Raw genomic sequence first — 21,321 nt, 5'->3', positions numbered from 1 at the left:
CCCCAAGGACGTCGAACTCGCCGCATGACCCAGCCAGTCAAACCACCCCAAACCAAACCTGGGCGCCTTGACGAAAGACATAGAGGCACCCCCCCCGCTCGTCGACACGACTTCCCGGCCGATACGCCCGGACGACCAGCCCGGCCTCGGTGGCCCGTGCGCACAGGGCCCGGGCGAGAGCCGGGTCGGCGACGAACGTGGTGACGAAAGCGCGCTGCTGCCACGGAAGTTCACTGGAGCTCGGCCAGTTCACCGGGCTGGGAGTTGTCGGTGAGGATCCCGGCAAGGTTGGCGGCCGCGAGCACGTCCACCAGCGGCATCGTCTCCGGATCAGGGCCGCTGTGGTGACCGTTGGGGTGCCAGAGCATCAGGCCTCGCAGCCAGTGGGCCGTCAGGACCGCGATGTCCTCGAACGTGCGGGCCTCCTGCCAGGCCCGGACCTCGGTACGGCGCCTGCGAACGCCATAACACCACCCGGTCAGCGCCTCTCGAGCCTTCCTTACTGTCCCGAATCCGCACGTGGGTGAAGTGCCCTCCGCCATCCACGTGGAGCGCGTGGCGGCGAAGGGCAGCAGGGAGTTCGCCGGGCTCATGCCTCGGCCCGGATCGAGCCGACCTCGACGCTCTTGACGCCGGGGCGCAGGGCGGGCTCCTGCTCGATGTAGCCGCGCACCAGCACTTGGTCGCCGACCTTGAGCGAGCGGGCGAGGGCCTGCTCGGCCGCGGTGACGCGGCTGGCGGACACCCGGGCGTGTGCCGTCTCTCCGTCGTGGCTCTCAAGCAGCAGACGTACGCGTCCGCCGAACCGCCGAACCGCCGCGATCGTCACGGTGGCCTCGACGCGCTCGCCTTCCCGGATCCGGCACAGCGGCTTGAAGGAGGCGCCCAGGCTGTTGTGGTGCTCGACCAGCAGCTCGCCCGGCATCGGTACGGGCTGGCGTGGACCCGGCAGGATCTTGCCCATCCGGTAGGCCTCGGCCAGGTGGTCCAGGTGCTCGGGCCGGTGTCCGTTCGGCAGGTAGATGAGGGCGCAGGCGCGGTCGAGCCGTCGGTAGAGGACGTTCAGTTCGTCGTCCGCGTCCCACATCGACTGCCACTGCTCGCGGGTCACCTCGTTGGCCGGGATGTGCCGCAGGGGCTCGCTGTCCCGCTTGACCTCAAGGTAGCGGCGGATCGTCGCTTCGACCTCGGAGCGGCTCAGGAACTCGGTCGCGAACTGGCGGACGTGGTGCTCGTCGTACCAGGCCGGCAGGCAGTATTGCGCGCTGCCGGTACGCCGCGTCCGCGCGAGCGTCAGGGGCGTGGGGCGGTCCGCGCGGGTGGAACGACGGGGCGTGGTCGAAGGAGTGGTCTGGGTGGTCATCGCAATCGCCTCGCAGAAGCGTGGGTGCCGCCCCGGCCGGGCGGCCGGGGCGATTCGGTTCGTGCTCGGAAGGGCGCTGATGAGCTGGTGGTTCGGCGTGCGGTGGCCTGGTGGCCGCGCGAGGCGTCAGTCGGTCGTCCACTGGAGGTCGGAGACCGCCAGGGCGTCCTTGTTGCACAGGCTCACGAGGTCGGCGGTGGACAGGCCGCGCCGCTGCGCTCCCTCCCAGACCAGTTGGGGCGAGACGGCACCGGCGACGTGCTGCAGGGTGTCCGCGCAGAAGAGGGCCATCAGTCCGGCGTCGTCGGCGTGACGGGCGCCGGTCTTCCTGGCGGCCGCGAGGGTCTTCTCGTACGCGCTGCCGCCCGCCCGGTTGGCGGCCGTGCCCCTCTTGGCGGCGGGCTCGCTGGTGGCGGGTTGGTCGTCGGGGGCCGCGTCCGGCTCGTACCAGCGGTACATTCCGCCGCGTGCCGCGCGGAACGCGGCTTCCGTGGGGACCTCATGCACCCAGTCGGCGTCGGCGGACGGGGAGCGCTGCGCGGTGCTGGGGATGCCGTAGACGGCGACCGCGCCGGCATGCGACGTGTACTTGCCGGAGTCGCGGACCGCTTCCAGTTCCCTGCGGCTCTGGGACGGCAGCAGCTCGCCGTTCGCACCGCGGCGGGGGCCTCCGTTGACGATGCGGTCGGCGGGGTTGACGAGATGCCATGCCTGCTCCACGGCCTTCAGCGGCGAGATGTAGCTGGCGATGTCGAGGTCCCCGCGGGCGTTGCGGTAGACGGCGACCATCCGCTTGCGGGTGGCCTCGGGGCCGTCGCCGAACCACATCTCCAGGACGCTCAGGGCCCATCCTTCCAGGCGGGTGACCAGGCCAGGGCCGCCGTAGACGAAGATCAGGTCGCCGACGGCGGAGGGTGTGGCCGGGGTGGGCTGTTGGGTGCTGACCGTTCCGATGCTCATGCGATCCCCTTGAGGGAGGCGAGTAGGTTGGCGAGGAACCAAGTTGCCGCTTGATTCTTAAAATTAATAATACACCTTCAGTTGGAAGGGTCAAGGGGCCAAGCCCTCCTGTCTCCGCCGGCGCCCCTTGTCCCGCAGAGCCTCCAAATAGGCAGGCGGCCACGCGGAGCCACCTGGGACCATTGGGGCGTGGTTGCACAACTGCCGCCTGCGGGACGCGACGACATGGCCCGCATCGCCGAACTCGCCTCCGAGACCGACGCACCGGTCAAGCGGCAGCACCTCGTCTCGCAGGTGCTGCTCGCTCAGTTCGCCACGCCCATCCGGCACACCGCCGGCCTCCACGTGCAGCCGCACGACCTGCGCAATCCGCAGCGCATGCCCAAGGCCCGCACCCCGCGCGGCGTCGGGTGGATCGAGGACTTCGTGCCCTTCGCCTCCGCTTCCCTCGAGCAGACATGGAACGAGGTCGAACAGCACCTGCCCGAGGCCTTCGCCTCTGTCGCCGCGGGCACCGCTCTGGACGAACCTGACACGGTCGCATTGCTGCGGGACGTGATCGCCCTGCACTGGGTGCGCTCGCAGCACTACCGCGACCTGCACAAATTCATCTTCCGTGCCTTCTACCAGGAACGCTTCCGCCGATTCCTCAACGAGGACCAGGTCCTGCTGCAGTTGGCGACGTGGGAGAAGACGGGCCTGCTCATCACCGGCCGGGAGGGCCTGGCCTTGCACGCCGAACGCGTCCTGGCGCCCATGGCCGACGCGTACGAGAGCGGCGCGTTGTTCCGGGTCCGTATCGAGGCCTCGTTCGCGAAGGCCCGCAGCCTCCTGGCCGGCCACGCCGTGCAGATCCTGCGCCCCGAGCAGGGCGAGTTCCTCATCGGCGACAACCCGGCGCTGACCATGCGCCGCGACGGCCCGATGGTCTCGTACAACATGGCCATCGGCGACGCGCACTCGGTCCTTCTGCCGATCAGCCCCAGGTACGTGCTGTCCATCGGCCCGAACCCGGCGTACCTGTCGGCGTCCCGTGCTGAGGTCGACGAGCTGAACGCGCTGCAGATCTGCGCCGCACGCCGTTACATCTACACCCGTCCGGGCAGCACCCTGCGACCGTTCATCATCCGGAAGCTCGGCGAGCACCGCCCGTCGAGCGAGCCGATCCCCCGGACGGCGTGAGCCGAGCCGGGGGCCGCTGACCGGCGGCCCCCCGGGGGAGTCCGTCGCCAAGTGGGCGAGGGCCTTTCATCGTTGTGCGTTGCGGGCGAGGCGTACGACGTCGCACTGGCAGGCGCCACCGTGGGCAACCGCGTGGAGCTCCTGGATCGTCCAGCCGCAGGTCTTCTCGGGTGCGCCGGTGCCGCTGTAGGACTGCAGGGTGCCGTTGCTGGGGCCGCTGTAGGGACCGGAGAGGGAGTCGAAGGCCCACCCGCTGACGTGGATCTGGTTGCCGCGCGGGCCGGTGCGGGTGGTGATGGTGCCGATCTGGAGCATCCGCAACCTGCTGGCCTGCCGGGCCCGTTCGAGTTCCGTGGCCGCGGCCTGCTGCTGGGCGTTCTCGGTGCGCCGGTCCTGCCTGAACTTCTGGTCGGCGCGGCGGCGCTCTTCGGCGAGGTGTGCGTCGACGGGGCCGCGGCAAATCGCATACGAGTGGCCGGTGACCGTGTGCCCGGAGGCGCTGGAGCACCAGGAGCAGGTCTCCGGGGGCTTGGGCTTGAGGGCGATCAGCGATTCGGTGAGGTAGTAGCTGAGTCCTATGTAGACCACGGCGCCGAGCAGCATCCAGAGGTACCAGGGCATGGTGTCCTCCTGTCGGGCCTCCTGGGGAGGCGGGCGAGTTGGCGCGGAGCAAGTTGCCCCTTACTCCTTGAAATCAATTCCGCGCTGAGCGGGAGGGTTTAACTAGAGTCGGGGTGGCGCCCGAAGCCACTTCCGATGGCTTCGGGCGCCGTGCGGCGTGCGGTATCAGGCGCGGGTGGGTGCGATGTAGCGCCGGACGGCGACCATGAGGCACCCGGCGGCAGCGAATCCGGTCAGGACGCCCGCGACCCGTGCGCCTGCGGCGCCGGAGCCGGTCAGGTGCATGGCGTCGGCCAGTTGGAGGGCGCCGACGAAGGACCCCGCCCACAGCGCCATGCAGCCCAGGAAGAGCAGGGCGAGGCGGGCTCCGAGGGGGAGCCAGTCCGGGCCCTTGGAGGGGCCGATGCGGGTGTTGACGTGGGCGATGTGAGTGGCGAGGGCCTGGTCGCGGGTGCCTGCCGGACGGTGAGGCATCCGGCCGCAGGAGCAGTCGGCACGGTACTGGGCCTCGCCTGCGGCGGCGGATGCGTCCTCGTCGATGACGATCTCCAGCAGGTGTCGGCCGTCGTCGATGGCGAACCGGTCAAGCACGGGGGCCTCCTTGTCAGTCGCGGGTGGTGGACTCGCGGTGCGGGCCGGCGGGCGCGGCAGTTGTACGGGCGGCCGCCGTTTGCCGACGCTCCCGCGTCAGCCGGTCTTCTCCGGGGGCAGCGCCAGGTCGAGGTACGCGTTGAGGCTGGCGCTGTCGAGCTTGCCGTCCATCGACAGGGACCGCAGCAGCGTGTCGGCGACGGCGTCGCGGGGGATCTCGAGACGGTTCTGGGCCTCGCGGACGATGTCGCCGATGGCGTACTGGCCGTAGTCGGGGTGGTGGCGGATGAGCCAGTCCAGGGTCTTGGCGACGGGTGTGGTCAGGGCGTAGAAGTGCGTGCGGTCGTCGCCTTCATCGCTGTCCCAGCCGTGCTGTTCCGCCAGTTCGTCGAGGACGGCGTGACGGATGGTGGCGGCCAGGTGGTCGGTGGGGATGATGTCGTCCAGGCGCGTGGCGACGTGCAGAGCGAGGTCGTCGGAGATCTTGCGCACGTCCGGCTCGTTGCGGTGGCGCAGTACCCAGCGCTTGCGGGTCTGCGGGCGCCCCCACAGCAGCGCCTGGAACTTGGCGGAGAGGCGTTCCCGCAGGTCGCTCACACCGGCGGGGAGGGCGTCGGGGTCGGGACCGGCCACCGCGGCCGCGACGTTCTCCCGGCTGCGCTGGGTGACCCAGTCCTGGGCGACCGGGCGAGACCAGGCACTGCGTCCGCTGACCGTGGCCTGAGGCAGGGGGACGTTGCCTTCGCCGCGGGAGGCGTACGAGCGCAGGGTGGAGGCGGCGATGCCGGCCAGGCCCGCGAACTCGGTGACGCCCAGCAATTGGTCGGCGGCGAGTTCGGGAGCGGAGACCTGGACCACGCACTGCCCGGTCGGGAAGTCGCCTTCGCGGTCGGTGCGGTGCTTCGCCCACAGGGCGAGGTGGTCGCTCCACCGTCCGGCGAGCGCGGCGTCCGGGTCGAAGGAGGTGACCTTCAGAAGGTGGCCGGCGTTCGGGTGGGCGGCGGCGTCCAGGAGCTGGTCGGCGGTGACGGTGATCGCGGCCGGGACCGGGGTGCGGACGAAGTCCTCGTCGGCCGCGTCCCAGATCTGGCCGGGCCGGTACCAGGTGGCTCCGTCCCACCAGTAGCCGCCGGCCCGGAACAGCAGCGGGCCGCCGTGCCATGCGGCGTGCAGCTCGTTGGCGTCGTCGTCGCGCACGAGCAGGACCGTCCGGCCGTGGTCGGGGTGGTAGCGCACGCACCAGGCGAACTCGTTGCGCTGGGGGTCGGTGGTGTAGGCGCGCCATCCGCCGGCGGTGCGCTCGAGGTCGTAGCGGCCCCACATGCCGTCGCCGCGCTTGCGGCCGACGGCTTCGAGCTCGCGGGGGTCGTCGAGGGGGATGTGGGAGTCGTCGACGAACGGCAGGTCGGGGACGGGGTGGTCGGTTCGCAGGCCATTGGCCAGGGGGCGCAGCGTGTACACGAGGTGTGTTGTGTCCTTTCCCGCTGTAGTGCTGTAGATGTCTACAGCGTACCGCTTCGCTTTCTACAGCTAACCCAAGTCGCGCGGATTGGCGGGAAGTTGCCACATCGCGTCGGACGGCACGCCACGGGGTGGAAGGGTGCGAAGAGGCACCGCGATGCTGGTCCGAGCCTGCTGGCCCGCTCCCGGCTCACCTCGGCCGGCACTGTGCTCTCTGGCCGGAACACGCGCAGCCTGCCCCTACCAACCGCACTCCCCCACAGGCCTTCCGCTCCAGCCGATCAGCTGCCGGGCGCATCGCCCGCTGTGAGACCTGGGTAGCAACACCAGCGCCCCGCAGAATTCGGGGGCATCGTCCCTCACTCGCAGGAGGAAGTCCCGGTGGCCAAGCGGAAGAAGAAGCCCCTCGCCCAGCCGAAGCCGTTCCGTGTCCGCGCCGCCCGTTTCTCAGACGAGGACGCCATGATGCGCATCCTTGCCCTCGCAGACCCCGACGACCCCGCACCCTTCGAGAGCTCGCGCACCGTCCTGTTACGAGGCCCCCAGGGCCCCCTCTCCCACGGCCGCGCCCTGCTGTTGGTCGCCCAGCACCAGGACGGCGCCGTCGCCGGCGCACTGACCGCCTCTCCCCCGGACTGGATCGTCACCCATCCGGGCATCACCGGCGAGCACAACCAATCCGCCCTGATCAACCGGCTGGGCACCGTACACGGAGTCGCCGTCGACGAGCCCTACCGTGGCCAGGGAATCGCCCAAGCGCTCATCGCCGAAGCCGAGCGTCACCTCGCTCGCCAGGGCTTCGGGCTGATCACCATGGACCACAAGCCGGAACTGACCGACTTCTACGCCCGCCTCGGGTACGCCCACGGCGCCCAGCTCGTCATCCACACCCCCGGCCCCCTGATCGCCCAGCCCGCCCACACCGGCATGATCCATTCCTTCAAGCCGCTGGAGGGCAACGTCCGGCTGCGCATGGTCCCCGGCTACCCCGAGCCGATGGTCTCCGGCCTCGTCTCCCGTACCCACATCCCAGCAGGCACCCAATTCCTGCCCGGCCGCAACCTGTTCGTTCCCCGCGGCGCATAGCCCCCAGCCCACGCCTCAGGCCCAAGCACCCGCCGGCCCGACGGCGGACCAGCCGCAGCGTTGGGCCGACTGGGTGATTGCTGCTCCATCGAACGGGTGGCGGCGTCCAACGATGCCCGGGCAGCGGGTGCAGGGTGTGGGCGAAGAGCCCGCGGAGAGAGACGGACCCAGCTGATGACCCTGTTCGGAGTCGAGGAAGTTCTCCCGCGCGGCAACGAGTCGCAACTGTCCGGGCCCGAGCTGAGGGAACAGGTCGCCAAGGCGGCCGATGCACTGTCCGCAACCGTAGGTGAGGACCCGCAGGTCCTGCGGCGCCGTCTGCTCAAGCTGGTGAACCTGCCCCGGCTGTCCGACACCGACGACCATGATCTGCGGGAAGTGTTTCGAGAGCTCCGCGTGTGCGAGCAGGAAGGCAAGGGCGCCTACCGTGCACGCCTGCGACGCGTCACCCGAGTGGACCGGCCGGCAGGCATCGGCCGCCTTCCCCGGCCCCGGTCGGTCAAGCCGGCCAGTGCTGCGGGTGCCTGCGGACTGTGCAGCAACGGATACAACGTCGGCGATCTGATCGGCCGGACGCCGTCCCCGGAGGAACTCCCCTACATCCCGATGGGCTGGCTGTGCTGGCACTGCCTGGTGCAGCGGCGCCAGCAGCCGCGCCGTCGTGACGTGCTACTGCGCTTCTTCCACGCTCTGTTCGCCGGCGAGGGGGTGGGGCTGAACGGGATCGAGTGCGGCGTGCTGCTGGAGTGGCTGACCGAGGATCCGGCGCTCGCGAACAGCAAGCCGTGGACGGCCGACCCGCTGGAGAACACCCTGGTGCGGCTGCGGACCAGCGTCGCCGACGGCAAGCCGACGACCTGGATCAGCACCCAGACCGTGCACACCATCGTCGCGGTGCTGCAGGAGGCTCCCGCCTCGCCGTCCACGACGGCGCAGGACGTTGGGATGCTCGCCGCCCTGGTCCAGCACCTGGCCGAATGGGAGACCAACCCGGCAGAGCTGCAGCCCTCGCGGTACGGAACGGGCTGGCGCTTCAGGCAGCAGACGATCGCCCTCACCGAACATCCCACCGTGCTGTCGCAGCTCGGCGGACCGTTCTTCCTCTTCCAGTGCAAGACCACGAAGACGGGGCAACTGGTGGAGCCCTCGTAGCCCTCAACCGGCCAGCCGATGGGCTTCCGTCACCAGCCGGGCATCGGTGCAGGGCCGCCCGTGCTCACAGGGCCGGGGCGCACCGCTGGCAGCGTTTGTAGTTGCGGCCGCCCTTCGGCCCGGTCCGCTCGGCGATCCAGGCCCGGGCTTCCTCGGGGGTCATGACCTCAAAGCGGGGATAGTTGCGCGATCCTTCGAAGTCCTCGCTGGAGCTGTGCGGGTCGCCGGTGTGGCTGAAGGCGTTCAACGCCACCACGTAGTCCTCGCCCGTCGGCCGGACGTAGTCCGACGGCATCTCACGCCTGACGACGGAGCAGGACGTCTCGTGAAGGCCTTGTCGGCCCGCGGCGAACGGATACTTCTCCGGCTGCTGCAGCCGCTGCCAGCGGTCGTCCGCCTTGGCCAGCAGGCCGTCGAACCACGAGCGGTGTTTCTCGCACAGCACGCATCCCCCGGTCTCCAGGCACGCATTGCGGAGATCGTCAGGGTCTTCGGCCTCCCAGCACCGGAGCGGGTCGTACAGCAGGTCGACTGATTTGAGCAGCACGCTGCGGGCATCGTGCGCGGTAACCCGTCCGTCGCCGATCCGTTCCAGGAGCTCCAGTACGGCCGGCAGCTCCACGGTGTAGCCCCAGCCCTCACGGATGGGGCCCCGTCGCTCCTGCGCGAACAGCTCGCCGAAGCCCAGTCGCACGGCCGGCATCGTTCCGGTGGCGAACTTCAGGTCCACCGCGGCACCGCCGCGCGAGAACTCCGGCGCGGGCTCGGGCTCCCAGAATTCCAAGTCGTCGGCCGGACTGGCGGTTTCAGCGGGGTCACTCATCCGGGGCTGGGGCACCAACTCCCGCTGCGCGACCGGCTGACGTCCCGCGCGGCGTGACCGCTTCTTCTGCTTCTTCTTCGGCACCTGAACTCCCGCCTCTACACGTCTGCACCATCAACTACTGGACGCGCATACGGTCAGGCCCCGCGGCGCGCCGGATTGTCAGCCGACGGTGGCGGAACGTCCCCCGTGCTCGTCCCGGCAGGACAGCAGGCAACAGCGCGTCACGCGACGCCGAAGCCGGGCAGCAGGTCCTCCTGCGGGTGCGTGATGCCGGGGAAGAGGCGGATGCGCTCATAGGGCAGGCCGCGCCGGTCCACCGCCTGCTCTCGTACGCCCCAGGGCGCGTCGGGCAGTGTCACCGTCTCCGTGTACTCGTTGCAGCCGTGGGTGCAGGCGAAGGTGTCCTCCCACACGGTGACGTCCTCAGTGCTGCCCGGCAGGCGCATGGCGTGGATCAGGACCGCGCCGTCCTCACAGTCGCATGCCTCGCCGTGCAGCCCGTCCGAACTCCCGCACGGACAGGGCTTGCCGGGCTCCTGTTCCGGGTGGTCCCACGACAGCTGGGCCTTCAGCGCCCGCCGTGCGGATTCCGCCTCGTCGACGGCCCGGCCGGCGGCCGCTTCCTCCCCCTGATGCGTCGTCATGGCTTCGACGGTACCCGCCCTTTCGCCCGCCCGAACCGTCATCGCCCGGTGAGTGGCGATCTTCGGCGTCAAACCGTCTTCCGTGACTGAGAACCGCCCGGCGCACTGGGCCCGCGCGTCACCCCCGCGGCTCGTGGCATGGGGCCTGTCATAGAGACGAGGCCTCCGGCTCAGCAGCCGGCGAGCGCGCTGGGCGTCCCGTGCCGGGTCTGCGAGCCGGTGACGCTCCTGTCCGAGAACAAGGCCCGACAGCTGCTCAACTGGCGGGTCGATCAGCTCGCCTCCGCCACAGGCCAGCACGGGCGGACGGTCAACACCCTCATCAACGAGTCGATCAGCGTGAAGACGAGAAAGGGCATCTCCCTGTCCCAGCTCGGGGCCGCCCTCACCTACGTCGAGCAGTGGCTTGAGGACCCCTCGTCGAGGCCCACGGGCCGACCTGCCGTCTCCAGCACCGACGTCAACAAGCTGCACGGCGCCGAGCTGCGCAGCCTCCTCACCACCTACGTGGGCCCGCTCGCGAAAGCGCTGCGTGCCGACATCCCGTTGGTGCAGCAACGCCTCAACGACTGGATGGATGCACCCAGCCGTGCCGAGGCCACCGACGAACAGCTGCGCGACGCCAGCATCCAGGCAGCCGCCTGGCTGGCGGACCCCGAGACCTACTACGCGTACGTGACTCCGCAGGCCATCGAGCCGGGCGGCCTGCCGGCCCCCATCCACACCAAGCCGGCCCCGGTGGACTCGTCCTGCAGCCTGTGCGCCGCCCCCGTGGCGGCCGGGGAGCTCATCGGCCGGATGCCCCGTCCACGCCAGCCGTTCGTCGCCATGGCCTGGCTGTGCGCGCACTGCCTCTTCGACCGGCGTGCCAAGCCGCGGCTCGCCGACGTGGTTCTGCGCGTCTTCCACCACGCCTTCAGCGACAGCAGCACCGTCCCGCTCAACACGGCCGAAGCCCAGGTCCTGTCGGAGGCACTGGCACGGGTACCGGCTGAGACCGCCAACGTGCAGGAGGCGTGTGACGCGCTGGACCAGGGAATCGACGGCAACGCCCCGGTGATGCTGCTGAGCGAGCACCTGGCCCTCGCCGCCGTGGCCGCCCTACACGCCGCGGAGGCAGCGACGGACGCCCACGACGTCACCATCCTCACCGCGGTCGTTGAGCACCTGTCCCAGTGGGAGCACGACCCGCAGGGTCTCGACGAAACTGACTTCGCCGACGTCGTTTCATGGCGACAGTCCGTCCTCGCGAACGCTGAGATCCCCACCGTCCTGTCCGAGCGGGGCGGCCCCTTCTGGGTGTGAGCATGCGGTGCGCCCTGCCCTCCGGACTTGGCCCCGCCCGGCACTGCGCCGTTTGAGCCCGGGCGTTGACTGCTCCTTCGTACGTCGTATGCGCTACGCTGCCGCCGATGGTGCGGCATCACGCGCATGCCAGGCCATGTCAGACTCCCGGCCGGAACCGCACCCACGCGCCCGGCAAGCGGACAAGGGTCTCCGACTCGCGCGGCATCTCTCCTTAAACGTGATGACTCCTGCTGCGGCATGGGCGTGGGCATGCTGCGGAAGGACTGTCATGACGAGGGACAAGAAGCGCAAGGCCGCGATCCGCGAGACGCAGGTTCAAACCGGCCGCCGCTACACCCAGGCCGCCCGTGAGATGACTGCCGCGACCGAGCGGGAGCCAAAGGGCTTCCTGCTCTCCCAGCTGCTGACCGAGTGCGCCACCGTTGCCCCGGCAGACGTCGACTGGGGCTACGACTCCGAACTCGCGCCGGAGGTGTTCCACTCCCGTCTGCTCGGCGGCGCCGTCCCTTACGGCACCGTTCTCGAACTCGCGGGCTCACTAGCGCAAGAGGGACGCTCCGCACGCCTCACGCTGGAGTCCATGAGTCCTCTGGAAGAAGCAGTCGTCGTCTGCGGCAACCGCCGCTTCCAGCTCATCCTCACGCAAGAGATGGCCAGGGAGCTGTGCCAGACACCCGCCTGCCGTAGCGACCAGCCCGGCTGGGCCCTCCTCCACTGTTCCAGCCACCTCCCGGACTGCAGCGGCGACGCTCTGGTCTCCATGACCGAGGACTGGGCGTACAGCTTCAAGACAGACGCCGGCCGTGACGTGGACCGTCGTGAAGGCAGCGCGGAAGCAGACCTGATCATCAGGGCCGCCACCGCAAACGGCACCTACGAGCGCGTCAGCAAGGCTCTGCTCGATGCCCTCTTCGTAGCCCCCGATGCGCTCGATGACATGTTCTGGAGCGACGAGGAAACACTGGCCATGCAGCACGCGATCGAACGTGAGCGTCTTCGCCTGCACAACGTGGCGCGTACCGAAGCACAGCGTCTTTGGAAGGTCGTCGGCGGCGCCTGCGTGACCTGCGGCGGCCGCCTCAATGCCTACGGCTGGGACCCGAGTGTTCCGCCACGGTTCTGCTCAGCGAAGTGCGTTCCGCCTGCTCCCTGTACCGCCCCGGACTCGGCCACGACCGAACGCCCGACTGATCAGCGGTCGGCAGAAGAAGTTGCCTGGTAGGGCGTTTTAGGGCCAGCCCATGGCGAACTACCGGTGGGTGCCTGCCTGGTAGGCAGGCACCCACCGGCCTCTGCACGTCTCGGGGGTCTAGCGCACTGCCTTCGGGCTCGCGGCGGTGCGGGCCGGGTGGCGGCGACCGTGGCGCGGGCTCAGGCGTAGGCGCCGGTGCCACAGGGGCGGGTCTCGCCGACGCCGCGTCGTGAACCGGCAGCGCGAGCCCGTGCGGGTTCCTGAGGGCAACGCATTCCACGGTAGCGCCGTAGGGGGTGGGCGCCGACAGGGCCGCAGGCCCGACGACTTCTCCTCACCACTCTCAGCCGGAGCACTGCTGAGCGCTTGGCAGTAGAGTGGTCAATGGTCGTGTCGCGTCGTTCAGAGGAGACCCGCGTTGCCCACCGTGAGCCTGCACTTCGACTCGTCCCTGATCGCCCGCCTTGCCGCCGCGGGGCCAGAAGAGACCGTCCACATCACCCTGTCTCTCGACCTCGCGCCCCACGGGGCCACAGAAGGTGATGCCTCCGGTCCCGGGCGTGCCGTGGCCCCGCAAGGCCCGCTGGCTGAGCTGCTGTTGAAGGGGCTGCTGCAGGCCGGGGACACGCTGTCCTTCCAGCAGCGGCGGGCGGGCCGGGAGGCCGTGGCGACCGTGACCGCTGATGGGCGGCTGATCGTCGAAGGCCAGTCGGTGCCGTACACCTCGCCATCGAAGGCGGCGTCAGCTGTCACCGGCACGGCGTCGAACGGGTGGGTGTTGTGGCGGACCGCGGACGGCCGCACCCTCGATGCGCTGCGCCAGCAGCTGCAGCAGGACTCATCGTCGGCTCGGGCCTAGGCCGGAGCCGGGGCTCCCCTACACCGCTTTCACCAGTTCGTTCGTGGAGGAGTACGTGAGCGCGCCGCACCGTCCCCGTCCCGCGTCGCCGCAGGCACAGCCGCCGGGCACGGGTCCCGCCGCGTCTGGTGGCGCACTGTCGGCCGGTGATTGGTCCGAGGAGGTCCTGACCGGAACCGTCCTGCCCAGCGTCCTGGGCGGCGCAGTGCCGCAGCCGGAACCGGTGCGCCCGGCAGTGGTGTTCGTCGCCGGGCAGGCAGGCAGCGGCAAGACGCTGGTCGTCGACCTGGTGCACGCCGCGCTGGAGCGGCGGGGCGGCGCGGTGCGGGTGGACCGCGACGCTTACAAGAACATCCACCCCCATTACGCGGAGTTGCTCAGCGAGGACGTGCGGACCGCTGGGGTGCGGGTGCGGTCGGAGACCTACCGGTGGCAGGCCGAAGTGGAGGCTCGGGTGCGAGCCGGCCGGTATGACGCGGTGGTGGAGGCGCCTTTGGCCCACCCGCAAGAGTTCCTGGCCGGGATGGCCGCGTACCGGCAGGCGGGTTACCGCGTCGAGCTGGTGGCCCTGGCCGTGCCCGAGGCGGTCAGCCAGCTCGGCATTTTGGACCGGTACCTGCGCCTTGCCCAGGAGGGCCGGGCCCGGTACGTCTCCTGGGACAACCACGACCAGTGCGCTGCCGCCCTGGTCGACACCCTCGGCATGGTGGAGGCCGCGCACTTGGCGGACCGGGTCTTCGTCGTCCGCCGCTCCACGGAGACGGCACTGGAGGCCGTGTACGACAACGAACTTGCGTCCGGGCAATGGTGCCGCCCGGCGGGCGCGGCACGCGCGGTGCTCGCTGAGCGCAGGCGCCCCTGGGACGCCAGGGAGACGGGCAGGTTCCGCCGTCAGCTCGCCGACGCCGATCGGCGCCTGACCGATCCCCGACTGCCCGAGGACTGGACGCTGGCGGTCCGCCGCGACACCGAACGCGCCGCTGCCCTGGCCGAGCCGGTGCGACGCACCGCCCAGCCGCGCCGGGAGCCTCCCGGGGTCGACTACCACCGGCTCTCCGCAGAGGAACACCGCTGGATCTTCGACGAGTTGATCGTTCCGCTGCTGGGACGGATCACACCGCAGGACAGACCCGTCGCGGTGTACGTGATGGGCCAGCCCGGCGCCGGCAAGACCCGGGCCGCTCAGATGGTCCGACGCACCCTGCGCGATGGCCCCGCCCACATCACGGGTGACGACTTCAAATTCTCCCACCCGGACTACCTGCAGCTCTTGCGTGAGGAGCCGCGCACGGCCTCCGCGCGGATCCGCGCCGACTACCGGGCCTGGCAGGCTCAGGCCGAAGCGTACGTGCGCGAGCGGCGCGGGGACGTGGTCATCGAGATCACCCCGGAAAACGCCACAGCCTTCGTCACCAGCGCGTCCCTGTACCGGCAGGCCGGATACCGAGTGGAGCTGCTGGTCCTGGCCGTGCGCGCAGCCGATTCCCGGCAGGGCACGGCCGTCCGCTACGCCACGGTAAGCCAGCGAGGCGTGCCCGCACGGTTCACCACCGCCGCCGGGCACGACACTCACTTCGCCGTCCTCCCCGAGGTCCTGGCGGCTGCCGAGCAGCTGTCCGCGGTCGACTCGGTAACGGTGATGCGGCGGGACGCCCACGTCCTCTACCGCAACGAACAAACCACGAAGGGACGGTGGGCCCGGCGCCCCGCCGCCGCCTTCGCCCTGGTCGCGGAGCAGTCCCGCCCTTACACCACCAAGGAAGCCGCGCGGTTCTGTGCCGCCCAGCGCTGGCTGCGTTCCGCGATGCCGCAGTACCGCGACGAACTCATCGCGATCGGAATGCTGGCATGCCCGTTAATGCCCCCGACCCTGCAGCCGCACCGGCTCGACGCGCACGCCCCCGTGGCCGCGCTCCCCATGCCCGCCTAGATATGGCCTCTCACGACGTTGGGTCCACGAGTTCCTCGAACGTGAGCTACTGCGGAACCCTGTCGAGTGATGCCGGCGGCTGTCAGCGGCATGCGGTAGCTTGATCGGTAGGCGCGGGGCCTGCGCGGTCGAGGTACGACCGCCGGAGAGTCCAGGAGGACTCGTGCCCATACGCCGCGTCAACGCCGCGAAGTTCATCGCTCGCCTTCTGCCAGAACCGCACGAGACGGATCTCGGCGGCGAGCCCGCTCATCACCTACTGGCCACCACTCACGCCGACCGGGTATGCCCACCGTCAGGCCACAGCATCGGCTGGACGGACTGCTACGCCAGCGCGGACATGCTGCCTCTGACCCACAAAGCGGATCTGCTGCTTGAGCCGAACGGCAAACCAAGGTCGATTCCGGATCATCTCGTCGGCGATGCACGTGAGCGGGCGGAGCGGGTCGGCCGCCAAGCAGCGTGGATCCGTCGGGAAGCTCACCGTCGCGGACTTCACTGACGCCGCCCGTCGTCCAGCGCCCGCCCCACCCCGGGGCGGGCGTTTGCGTGGTCAGTCCCCGTATTCACGCACTGACCAGCCGTCTGGCACTTCGCGGACTTCGAAGCCTGGCGCGATGATCTGGTGCAGTGTTTCGCCGTCGGTCCAATCATTGAGCGTGTCAGCGAGAGTGGTGATCAGCGGCTCGCCGACATTGTCGAAGAGGATGACGGGCTCAACGGCCAGTTGGTCATTGGCTCGCCGCATGCCGTCGACGGGGGTGGCCCAGCCGACGATGGGCATCACCAAAATCATGCCGTCGTCGGGGCATTTGATCGCCACTCGCCACCCGTCCGGGGCGGCAGCAAAGGGGAACGGGACTGCGGTCATGACGGCAGACTCTAGCCCCGCAGTTCGGGCAGCTGCCCGGGCGTGACCAGCACGATGTCCACGCCGCTGCACCCGCCGACTCGAGCTTCTCCACCACAGCGAGCTCTGCAGCGGATCGCACGGCACGGTGGCGCCGCAGCTACGACTCGGGCTCCGACTCGCTGGCTTCCAGCTCCTTCAGGCGTGCGGCATAGACGGCGGCGATGCGCGCGATCTCCTCAGGCCCGGCCTCCCTCAGCCGGTTCTGGTCCTCCACGCACTCCTGACGCCGCGCCTTCAGTTCCTCCAGGCGCTGCTCGTCCCCGGAGCGCCGCGCGAGGAGGAGCTGCCGGCTGTACCAGGCGATGACATTCCCCACGATCTCGTGCGCCATCTCATACCCGGCGTCGCCGCCGTCCGGATCCCAAGCCGGTCCCGACGATTCTGGCGGCATGTCCGGCGAGGACGATGCGGGGTCGTGCACGGAGAACCACCTCGAGGCGCGTTGAGAACCGGACGGCGAAAAGATCATTGTCCGGCGTGGGCGGGAACCAGTCCATCACCGGCTCCTCTCGGCCTGCATATCCCGCCGGGGCTGCCGCCGACCACCGCCCGCAGCATAAATTGGGACCGCAGGTGATCACTTCGGGGGGACACACCACATGACCGACCTTCGTGCGCTGTTCAGCTCCAATGACCCCGTGGGCAGCAACGAGGCGTTCACCAACCGCCAAGACCAGTGGGATCTCGTCGCCACCGCCATCGAGGAGCACCTGCGGCACATCGCCGCTCCGGCCTTCAACGTTGAGGACCTCGAAGCCCCCCGCAACAACGTGATCGTGTTTCACGGGGTGGGCGGCGTCGGCAAGTCGACCCTGCTGCGCAAACTCGAATCCTCGCTCACCGCATCTGACCAGCGCCCCGTGCACTGGGGTGCCCCCGCCTGGGCGGGCGAGAAGATCCTGCCCATCCGCATCGACCTGGCCCGCTCGGCATCGACCGGTTCGGACTTCGAGCGCGTCGTGCTGACGATCCGTCTCGCCCTGGCTGCCACCGTCGGCCGCCCTCTGCCCAGCTTCGACCTCGCACTGCGCCGCTACTGGGATGCCCAGCACCCCGGTGAGCCGCTGGAGGAGTACGTCCGGCGCACCGGCCTGGTGGGGAAGTTCGGACAGATGCTGCCCGGGCAGCTGCAGGCCGCGGTCAGCGAGGCCATCGGCGCCCTGCAACTGCCCGGCCTGGTGGGCTCGGCGGCCGGGCAGGTCACCACTGCGCTCGTACAGGCCCTGCGTGAGCGCCGCGAACGGGCGCGTGCCCTCGCCGGCTGCGCCCGCACCGCCGCTCTACTCGAGGCCGAACCCGACCTGGAAGCACTCTCCTTCTACCCGCATCTACTGGCGTGGGAGATCAGCCGCCTGCCCGCGAAAAAGGCCGCCGTGCCGGTCCTCCTGCTGGACACCTTCGAGGACACCAGCGACCGCCACCGCGACGCCGAGCGGCTCCTGCAACGCCTCGTGTGGCTCATGCCGAACTGCTTCTTCGTCATCAGCGGCCGCAACCGTCTGCAGTGGGCCGATACCGCCCTCCAAGGCCAGCTCGACTACACCGGCCCCGCAGCCTGGCCCGGCCTGGCCCCCCAGGTGGGGCAGCCGGCACGCGCCGCCGGGCAGGGCGGCACCCGCCAGCACTTGATCGGGGACTTCTCCGAACAAGACTGCGACACCTACCTCGCCCACCGCCTCACCCACGACGGCCAGCCGCTGATCAGCCCTGACATCCGCGCCGTCATCACCCAGCGCTCGCACGGCCTGCCGCTCCACCTCGACCTGGCCGTCGCCCGCTTCCTGGAGATCCGCCGCACCGGCCGCACCCCCAACCCGGCCGACTTCGACCACACCTTCCCCGCCCTCATCGCCCGCACCCTCTCCGACCTCACCGCCGACGAGCGCCACGTCCTGCGCAGCGCCAGCCTGCTCGATGCCTTCGACCTGGACCTGGCCACCCACGCCGCAGGCCTCACCCACCAAGCGGCGGCCCGCAGGCTCATCGAACGGCCCATGATCACCGAAGACCCCTACGCGATCTGGCCCTACCACCTCCACGGCGCCATCCGCACCGCACTGCGCACTGCCGACGACCACACCGAGGACCGCTGGACCCCCGCCGACTGGCACCGGGCCGCCGAACGCGCTCTCGCCGCCCTCGGCCAGCAGCGGCAGGACGGCCGCGCCGACGTCCCCGGCCGGACCCTCCTCGTCGCGTGCCTGCGCCAGGGCCTGCGCCTGGCCCGCGACCACCGCCTGGATGACCTCAGCTGGCTCACCGACGCCGCCTTCGCCTACACCGACGACTCCGTGTGGGAACCCCTCGCCCCGCCCACCCACGCTCTGGTCTCCGCGTCAGGCACCGGCCCGCATCCGGGCCCGGACACGCCCGCCGACGCTCTGGCCGAACTCCTCGTCGCCATCGGCCGCCGCCAGCACGAACACCGTGACCGCACCGCAGAGCGCCTCACCGCTGTCCTGGGCACCGGCCTGCTCTCCGGCGAACTTGCCGAACTCGCCCTGTACTACCGGGCCAAAGCCCACAAGGACCTCGGCCGCACCGACGCCGCCGCGGACGGCATGCGCCAGGTCGCCGACGCCGGCGGCCGGCTCGCGGTGCGCGCCCGCCGCGGCCTGGCCAACCTCGCCCGCATCGGCGGCGACTTCCCCACCGCCCTCGCCGCCGTCCCCACCCTGGGCTGGAAAGGCCGCCACCACCGCGTCTTGGGCCACATCCGCTGGCCCCACGGCGACATCGACCGCGCCGCCGCCGCCTTCGAAGCCGCACGGACCGAAGCCGAACAGCACGACGCCCCGGGCGAGCGGGCCATCGCCCAGACCCACATCGCCCTGGTCACCGCCTTCGCCGACCCGGCCCGTGCCGACGACGAACTCGCCCTCGCCCACCAGCTCCTGGCCCACCTCGACCAGCGCGCCACCACCCTCCTCGCCCGCGTCGCCGCTCTCGTACGCGACGCCGGCACCGACCGCGACGTCACCGACCGCGCCACCGTGCTGCGCACCGAGATCACCGTCGCCGGACTCGCCTGGCTCACCCCGCTCCTGGAAACCGCCCTCGCCTTCCACCACGCCGTGCGCGGCGCACAGGACGACCTGGCGGCCACCATCGACCGTCTGCACGAGGCGACCGCGAACGGTGACTTCGCCTACTACCGCCACATCGCAGCCGCCATGGGCGACCTGCCCCAGCCCGCCGGGCCCGCCATACGCTGGCTCGACGACGAACCCACCGTCCGGACCCGCTGGCGCACCCTCGTCACCGCACGCCAACACCACCTGCACGGCGCTCAGTGACGGCCGGTTCAGTCGCCGTCCTCGTCCTCGGCGTACGGCTCCGCGAGGCGCAGCCCGAGGTCGTCGAGCCAGTGCCGGACCCAGGCGCGCAGTTCAGCGATGTGGACGGGGCTCATGTCATACGCGGCGTACTCGCGGTCGGAGGTGAAGTCGACCGCTTCGAGCCGGCCGTGCAGTTCCTCCAGGTCGAACTCCTCGTCGTGCTGCGCGCCCAGACGCTCGAGTTCCCCGATGGTGTACAGCTCGCGGGCGCTGAAGACGTCGATGACGTCGCGGGGGAAGCCGCGGTCGTGCAGGGCACGGACCTTCAGTCCCACGGCGTCGTCCCGGGACAGCGTGGGCCCGGCATCCGTCTGCGTGGGAGGCCTGTGGAAGATCTCTTTGAGGATGTCCAGCTCGCAGGACGCGCCGGTTGCCGCTTCGGTGGCGAGCAGACGGGCCATGCGCGGGGCGACCTCGACGATGCGGATCACCCAGCCCTTGTCCTCAAGGCCAGCAGCAACGGCGCTGGTGATCTCGCTCATGCCCGCCGGAGCGTCGGTGGCCAGGTCCAGGTCCTGGCTGGTGCGGCTGACCAGCTCATGAGCCTGGATGGCATAGCCGCCGGCCAGCACCAGCCGGTAGGCATGACCGCTGTCCAGGGCGTCACTGAGCAGGCGCCGGTGCAGGTCTGGAAGTCTCATGCCGCAGCGGCGGCCGCCACCAGCTCGGGAAAACGCTGCTCCCAGCACGTGCGCACCGGCTTGCCCAAGGCGATCCGCAGCCGCGGCCAGTGCCTCACGAGCAGTTCGGCGTTGAGGTAGCTGGTGAGGTCCTTGCGCAGACCGTTCGTGAGAACGATGCGGTACAGGCCCAGCAGCAGCTTCTCGTCGCTCACCTCGAAGCTCCTCAGCCCCGACCACGCCAGATGCAACGGCAGCTCGACCGTCCCGGTCGCGGGCCCGGACAGCTCGTCGAGGCGTGCGGGCAGACGCTCGGCCACATGAGCCCAGCGGGAAGCGGCGGCAGGGTGCACGGTCACGGCTTCAGTATGGCCCCTCGCAGCAGGACCCATCGTCAATCACGGCAAGCCGGTCATGTGCCAGCGCGGCCGGCCCGAGCCTGCCGCCCCCGGCTGTCCTCAGGGTTCCGGCCAGCCGGCTGCTCACGCGCTGTTCCAAGGTGATCAACCGTTCTGGCTTGCGAGGCTCATGGAACGGGCTCGCGCCCGCGAATCGCGGACGCGAGCCCGAGGGCGTCTCTGAGGCGACCGGTCTACCCGGCGCTGTAGGCAGCCTGCAGACGGGCGAGCAGGTCGCGCGTGTCCTTCGCGGAGAACGCGGTCACGTCGTCCTTGTCCGCGCCTTCAACGGCGATGTTCCACTCACCGTCGCCTGCTGCCGCCACTTGGATCGGCGGCTGGGCCATCCACATGACGTCGATGCCGCGCCGGACCACCACGGCAATGAGGCTGGGCAGCAGCACCGCGCCGCCTGCGCCGCCTGGCCCCATGAGCAGGTCGGCGAGGGCCTCTGTGGCGTTGTCACCACGGACGCTCTCCGTGGTGAGGGCGACTTGCCCACCACCCGCGTCGGTGAGCATGGCGGCCATGTGCGTAGAGTCCTCGTTCCGCTGCCACGGGGGAATCTTCCAGTCGAAGGTCATGCGCTCATCTTGCCCACGCAGTAAGCCAGTTGATGCCCCTCTTGGTGTCCCACGTCGTGGCTTCGATTGCTCGAGGACGGTCGAGGCAGATGGAGTGGACGTCTGAAGAGAGCTGGCTCATCGGCCTCTGTAGACGTCTTCGTCAACCGGCGGCTCGTCCCCGACGTAGTCGTAGGGGTCGTCGTCCAAGAGAACGACTGAAGTTTCCCCGTGATCTCGGACACGTGATCGCTATGCCGCGAGAGCGTGCTGGTGCCGTTGCCTGGTTTCGGCCGGGGTGAGGTAGCCGAACG

Annotated in this window: 22 protein-coding genes; 9 read left to right on the top strand and 13 right to left on the bottom strand. The window is 70.2% G+C overall.

The annotated features are described in order from the left end of the window. Nucleotides 1-230 precede the first annotated feature (230 nt). From ACZ5C2_RS37835 to ACZ5C2_RS37825, 3 genes are all read right to left on the bottom strand, one after another. A complete protein-coding gene (locus ACZ5C2_RS37835; protein WP_468801411.1) occupies nt 231-593 on the bottom strand; it encodes a DUF6919 domain-containing protein in 363 nt (120 codons plus the stop codon). After that, a complete protein-coding gene (locus ACZ5C2_RS37830) occupies nt 590-1,363 on the bottom strand; it encodes a hypothetical protein (protein ID WP_468801410.1) in 774 nt (257 codons plus the stop codon). The genes ACZ5C2_RS37835 and ACZ5C2_RS37830 overlap by 4 nt, the downstream gene beginning before the upstream one ends. Before the next feature lie 126 nt (nt 1,364-1,489). Then, nucleotides 1,490-2,323 carry a hypothetical protein gene (locus ACZ5C2_RS37825; RefSeq protein ID WP_468801408.1) on the bottom strand — a complete coding sequence of 278 codons (834 nt, stop codon included), beginning with the start codon at nt 2,321-2,323 and terminating at the stop codon, nt 1,490-1,492. Nucleotides 2,324-2,512: 189 nt separating this feature from the next. Here ACZ5C2_RS37825 and ACZ5C2_RS37820 point away from each other — a divergent pair, with 189 nt between their 5' ends. Further along, nucleotides 2,513-3,505 (top strand): DUF4238 domain-containing protein, encoded by a 993-nt coding sequence (locus ACZ5C2_RS37820; protein ID WP_468801406.1) that lies wholly within the window; start codon nt 2,513-2,515, stop codon nt 3,503-3,505. A 66-nt stretch (nt 3,506-3,571) separates the two neighbouring features. Here ACZ5C2_RS37820 and ACZ5C2_RS37815 read toward each other — a convergent pair whose 3' ends face one another. From ACZ5C2_RS37815 to ACZ5C2_RS37805, 3 genes are all read right to left on the bottom strand, one after another. After that, nucleotides 3,572-4,126: a hypothetical protein gene (locus ACZ5C2_RS37815; RefSeq protein ID WP_468801404.1), complete on the bottom strand. Its 555-nt coding sequence runs from the start codon at nt 4,124-4,126 to the stop codon at nt 3,572-3,574. A 165-nt stretch (nt 4,127-4,291) separates the two neighbouring features. Continuing rightward, nucleotides 4,292-4,717: a hypothetical protein gene (locus ACZ5C2_RS37810; RefSeq protein ID WP_468801403.1), complete on the bottom strand. Its 426-nt coding sequence runs from the start codon at nt 4,715-4,717 to the stop codon at nt 4,292-4,294. Nucleotides 4,718-4,813: 96 nt separating this feature from the next. Beyond that, complete coding sequence (locus ACZ5C2_RS37805; protein WP_468801401.1) at nt 4,814-6,178, bottom strand: hypothetical protein; 1,365 nt, start codon at nt 6,176-6,178, stop codon at nt 4,814-4,816. A gap of 381 nt (nt 6,179-6,559) precedes the next feature. Between ACZ5C2_RS37805 and ACZ5C2_RS37800 the strand changes: the two genes are divergently transcribed. After that, nucleotides 6,560-7,264: a GNAT family N-acetyltransferase gene (locus ACZ5C2_RS37800; RefSeq protein ID WP_468801399.1), complete on the top strand. Its 705-nt coding sequence runs from the start codon at nt 6,560-6,562 to the stop codon at nt 7,262-7,264. A gap of 174 nt (nt 7,265-7,438) precedes the next feature. Next, nucleotides 7,439-8,416: a hypothetical protein gene (locus ACZ5C2_RS37795; protein WP_468801398.1), complete on the top strand. Its 978-nt coding sequence runs from the start codon at nt 7,439-7,441 to the stop codon at nt 8,414-8,416. Between the two features lie 64 nt (nt 8,417-8,480). Here the strand turns inward: ACZ5C2_RS37795 and ACZ5C2_RS37790 are convergent, their stop codons facing one another. Beyond that, nucleotides 8,481-9,323 carry a hypothetical protein gene (locus tag ACZ5C2_RS37790; protein ID WP_468801396.1) on the bottom strand — a complete coding sequence of 281 codons (843 nt, stop codon included), beginning with the start codon at nt 9,321-9,323 and terminating at the stop codon, nt 8,481-8,483. A 140-nt stretch (nt 9,324-9,463) separates the two neighbouring features. Then, a complete protein-coding gene (locus tag ACZ5C2_RS37785; protein WP_468801394.1) occupies nt 9,464-9,886 on the bottom strand; it encodes a hypothetical protein in 423 nt (140 codons plus the stop codon). A gap of 138 nt (nt 9,887-10,024) precedes the next feature. On the opposite strand from ACZ5C2_RS37785, the gene ACZ5C2_RS37780 reads away from it, so the two are divergent. The 5 genes from ACZ5C2_RS37780 to ACZ5C2_RS37760 all read left to right on the top strand — a co-directional run bounded on the left by ACZ5C2_RS37780 (nt 10,025) and on the right by ACZ5C2_RS37760 (nt 15,677). Then, on the top strand, nt 10,025-11,191 hold the full coding sequence (locus tag ACZ5C2_RS37780; RefSeq protein ID WP_468801392.1) for a hypothetical protein: 1,167 nt from the start codon (nt 10,025-10,027) through the stop codon (nt 11,189-11,191). Between the two features lie 271 nt (nt 11,192-11,462). After that, complete coding sequence (locus ACZ5C2_RS37775; RefSeq protein WP_468801390.1) at nt 11,463-12,416, top strand: hypothetical protein; 954 nt, start codon at nt 11,463-11,465, stop codon at nt 12,414-12,416. Between the two features lie 397 nt (nt 12,417-12,813). After that, nucleotides 12,814-13,245 carry a DUF4357 domain-containing protein gene (locus ACZ5C2_RS37770; protein ID WP_468801413.1) on the top strand — a complete coding sequence of 144 codons (432 nt, stop codon included), beginning with the start codon at nt 12,814-12,816 and terminating at the stop codon, nt 13,243-13,245. A 55-nt stretch (nt 13,246-13,300) separates the two neighbouring features. Further along, nucleotides 13,301-15,175, top strand: coding sequence for a zeta toxin family protein (locus ACZ5C2_RS37765; RefSeq protein WP_468801389.1), 1,875 nt, complete (start codon nt 13,301-13,303; stop codon nt 15,173-15,175). A gap of 163 nt (nt 15,176-15,338) precedes the next feature. After that, nucleotides 15,339-15,677, top strand: coding sequence for a hypothetical protein (locus tag ACZ5C2_RS37760; protein ID WP_468801388.1), 339 nt, complete (start codon nt 15,339-15,341; stop codon nt 15,675-15,677). Nucleotides 15,678-15,728: 51 nt separating this feature from the next. Here ACZ5C2_RS37760 and ACZ5C2_RS37755 read toward each other — a convergent pair whose 3' ends face one another. Both ACZ5C2_RS37755 and ACZ5C2_RS37750 read right to left on the bottom strand, forming a co-directional pair. Then, nucleotides 15,729-16,046: a hypothetical protein gene (locus tag ACZ5C2_RS37755; protein WP_468801387.1), complete on the bottom strand. Its 318-nt coding sequence runs from the start codon at nt 16,044-16,046 to the stop codon at nt 15,729-15,731. Between the two features lie 139 nt (nt 16,047-16,185). After that, the gene (locus ACZ5C2_RS37750; RefSeq protein WP_468801385.1) at nt 16,186-16,509 is read right to left on the bottom strand and encodes a hypothetical protein; all 324 of its coding nucleotides are present in this window, start codon (nt 16,507-16,509) and stop codon (nt 16,186-16,188) included. A 178-nt stretch (nt 16,510-16,687) separates the two neighbouring features. Between ACZ5C2_RS37750 and ACZ5C2_RS37745 the strand changes: the two genes are divergently transcribed. After that, nucleotides 16,688-19,384, top strand: coding sequence for an ATP/GTP-binding protein (locus ACZ5C2_RS37745; RefSeq protein WP_468801384.1), 2,697 nt, complete (start codon nt 16,688-16,690; stop codon nt 19,382-19,384). 8 nt (nt 19,385-19,392) lie between these two features. On the opposite strand, the gene ACZ5C2_RS37740 is transcribed toward ACZ5C2_RS37745, so the two are convergent. The 3 genes from ACZ5C2_RS37740 to ACZ5C2_RS37730 all read right to left on the bottom strand — a co-directional run bounded on the left by ACZ5C2_RS37740 (nt 19,393) and on the right by ACZ5C2_RS37730 (nt 21,028). Next, a complete protein-coding gene (locus tag ACZ5C2_RS37740; RefSeq protein WP_468801383.1) occupies nt 19,393-20,067 on the bottom strand; it encodes a nucleotidyl transferase AbiEii/AbiGii toxin family protein in 675 nt (224 codons plus the stop codon). Next, nucleotides 20,064-20,405, bottom strand: coding sequence for a hypothetical protein (locus ACZ5C2_RS37735; RefSeq protein WP_468801381.1), 342 nt, complete (start codon nt 20,403-20,405; stop codon nt 20,064-20,066). The genes ACZ5C2_RS37740 and ACZ5C2_RS37735 overlap by 4 nt, the downstream gene beginning before the upstream one ends. Nucleotides 20,406-20,638: 233 nt before the next feature. Then, complete coding sequence (locus ACZ5C2_RS37730; protein ID WP_468801379.1) at nt 20,639-21,028, bottom strand: hypothetical protein; 390 nt, start codon at nt 21,026-21,028, stop codon at nt 20,639-20,641. Nucleotides 21,029-21,321 lie beyond the last annotated feature (293 nt).

The organism is Streptomyces sp. NPDC031365 (genome assembly GCF_055569765.1).
Note: the sequence above shows the minus strand (reverse complement) of the source record. Positions and strands in the feature narration are given on the sequence as shown.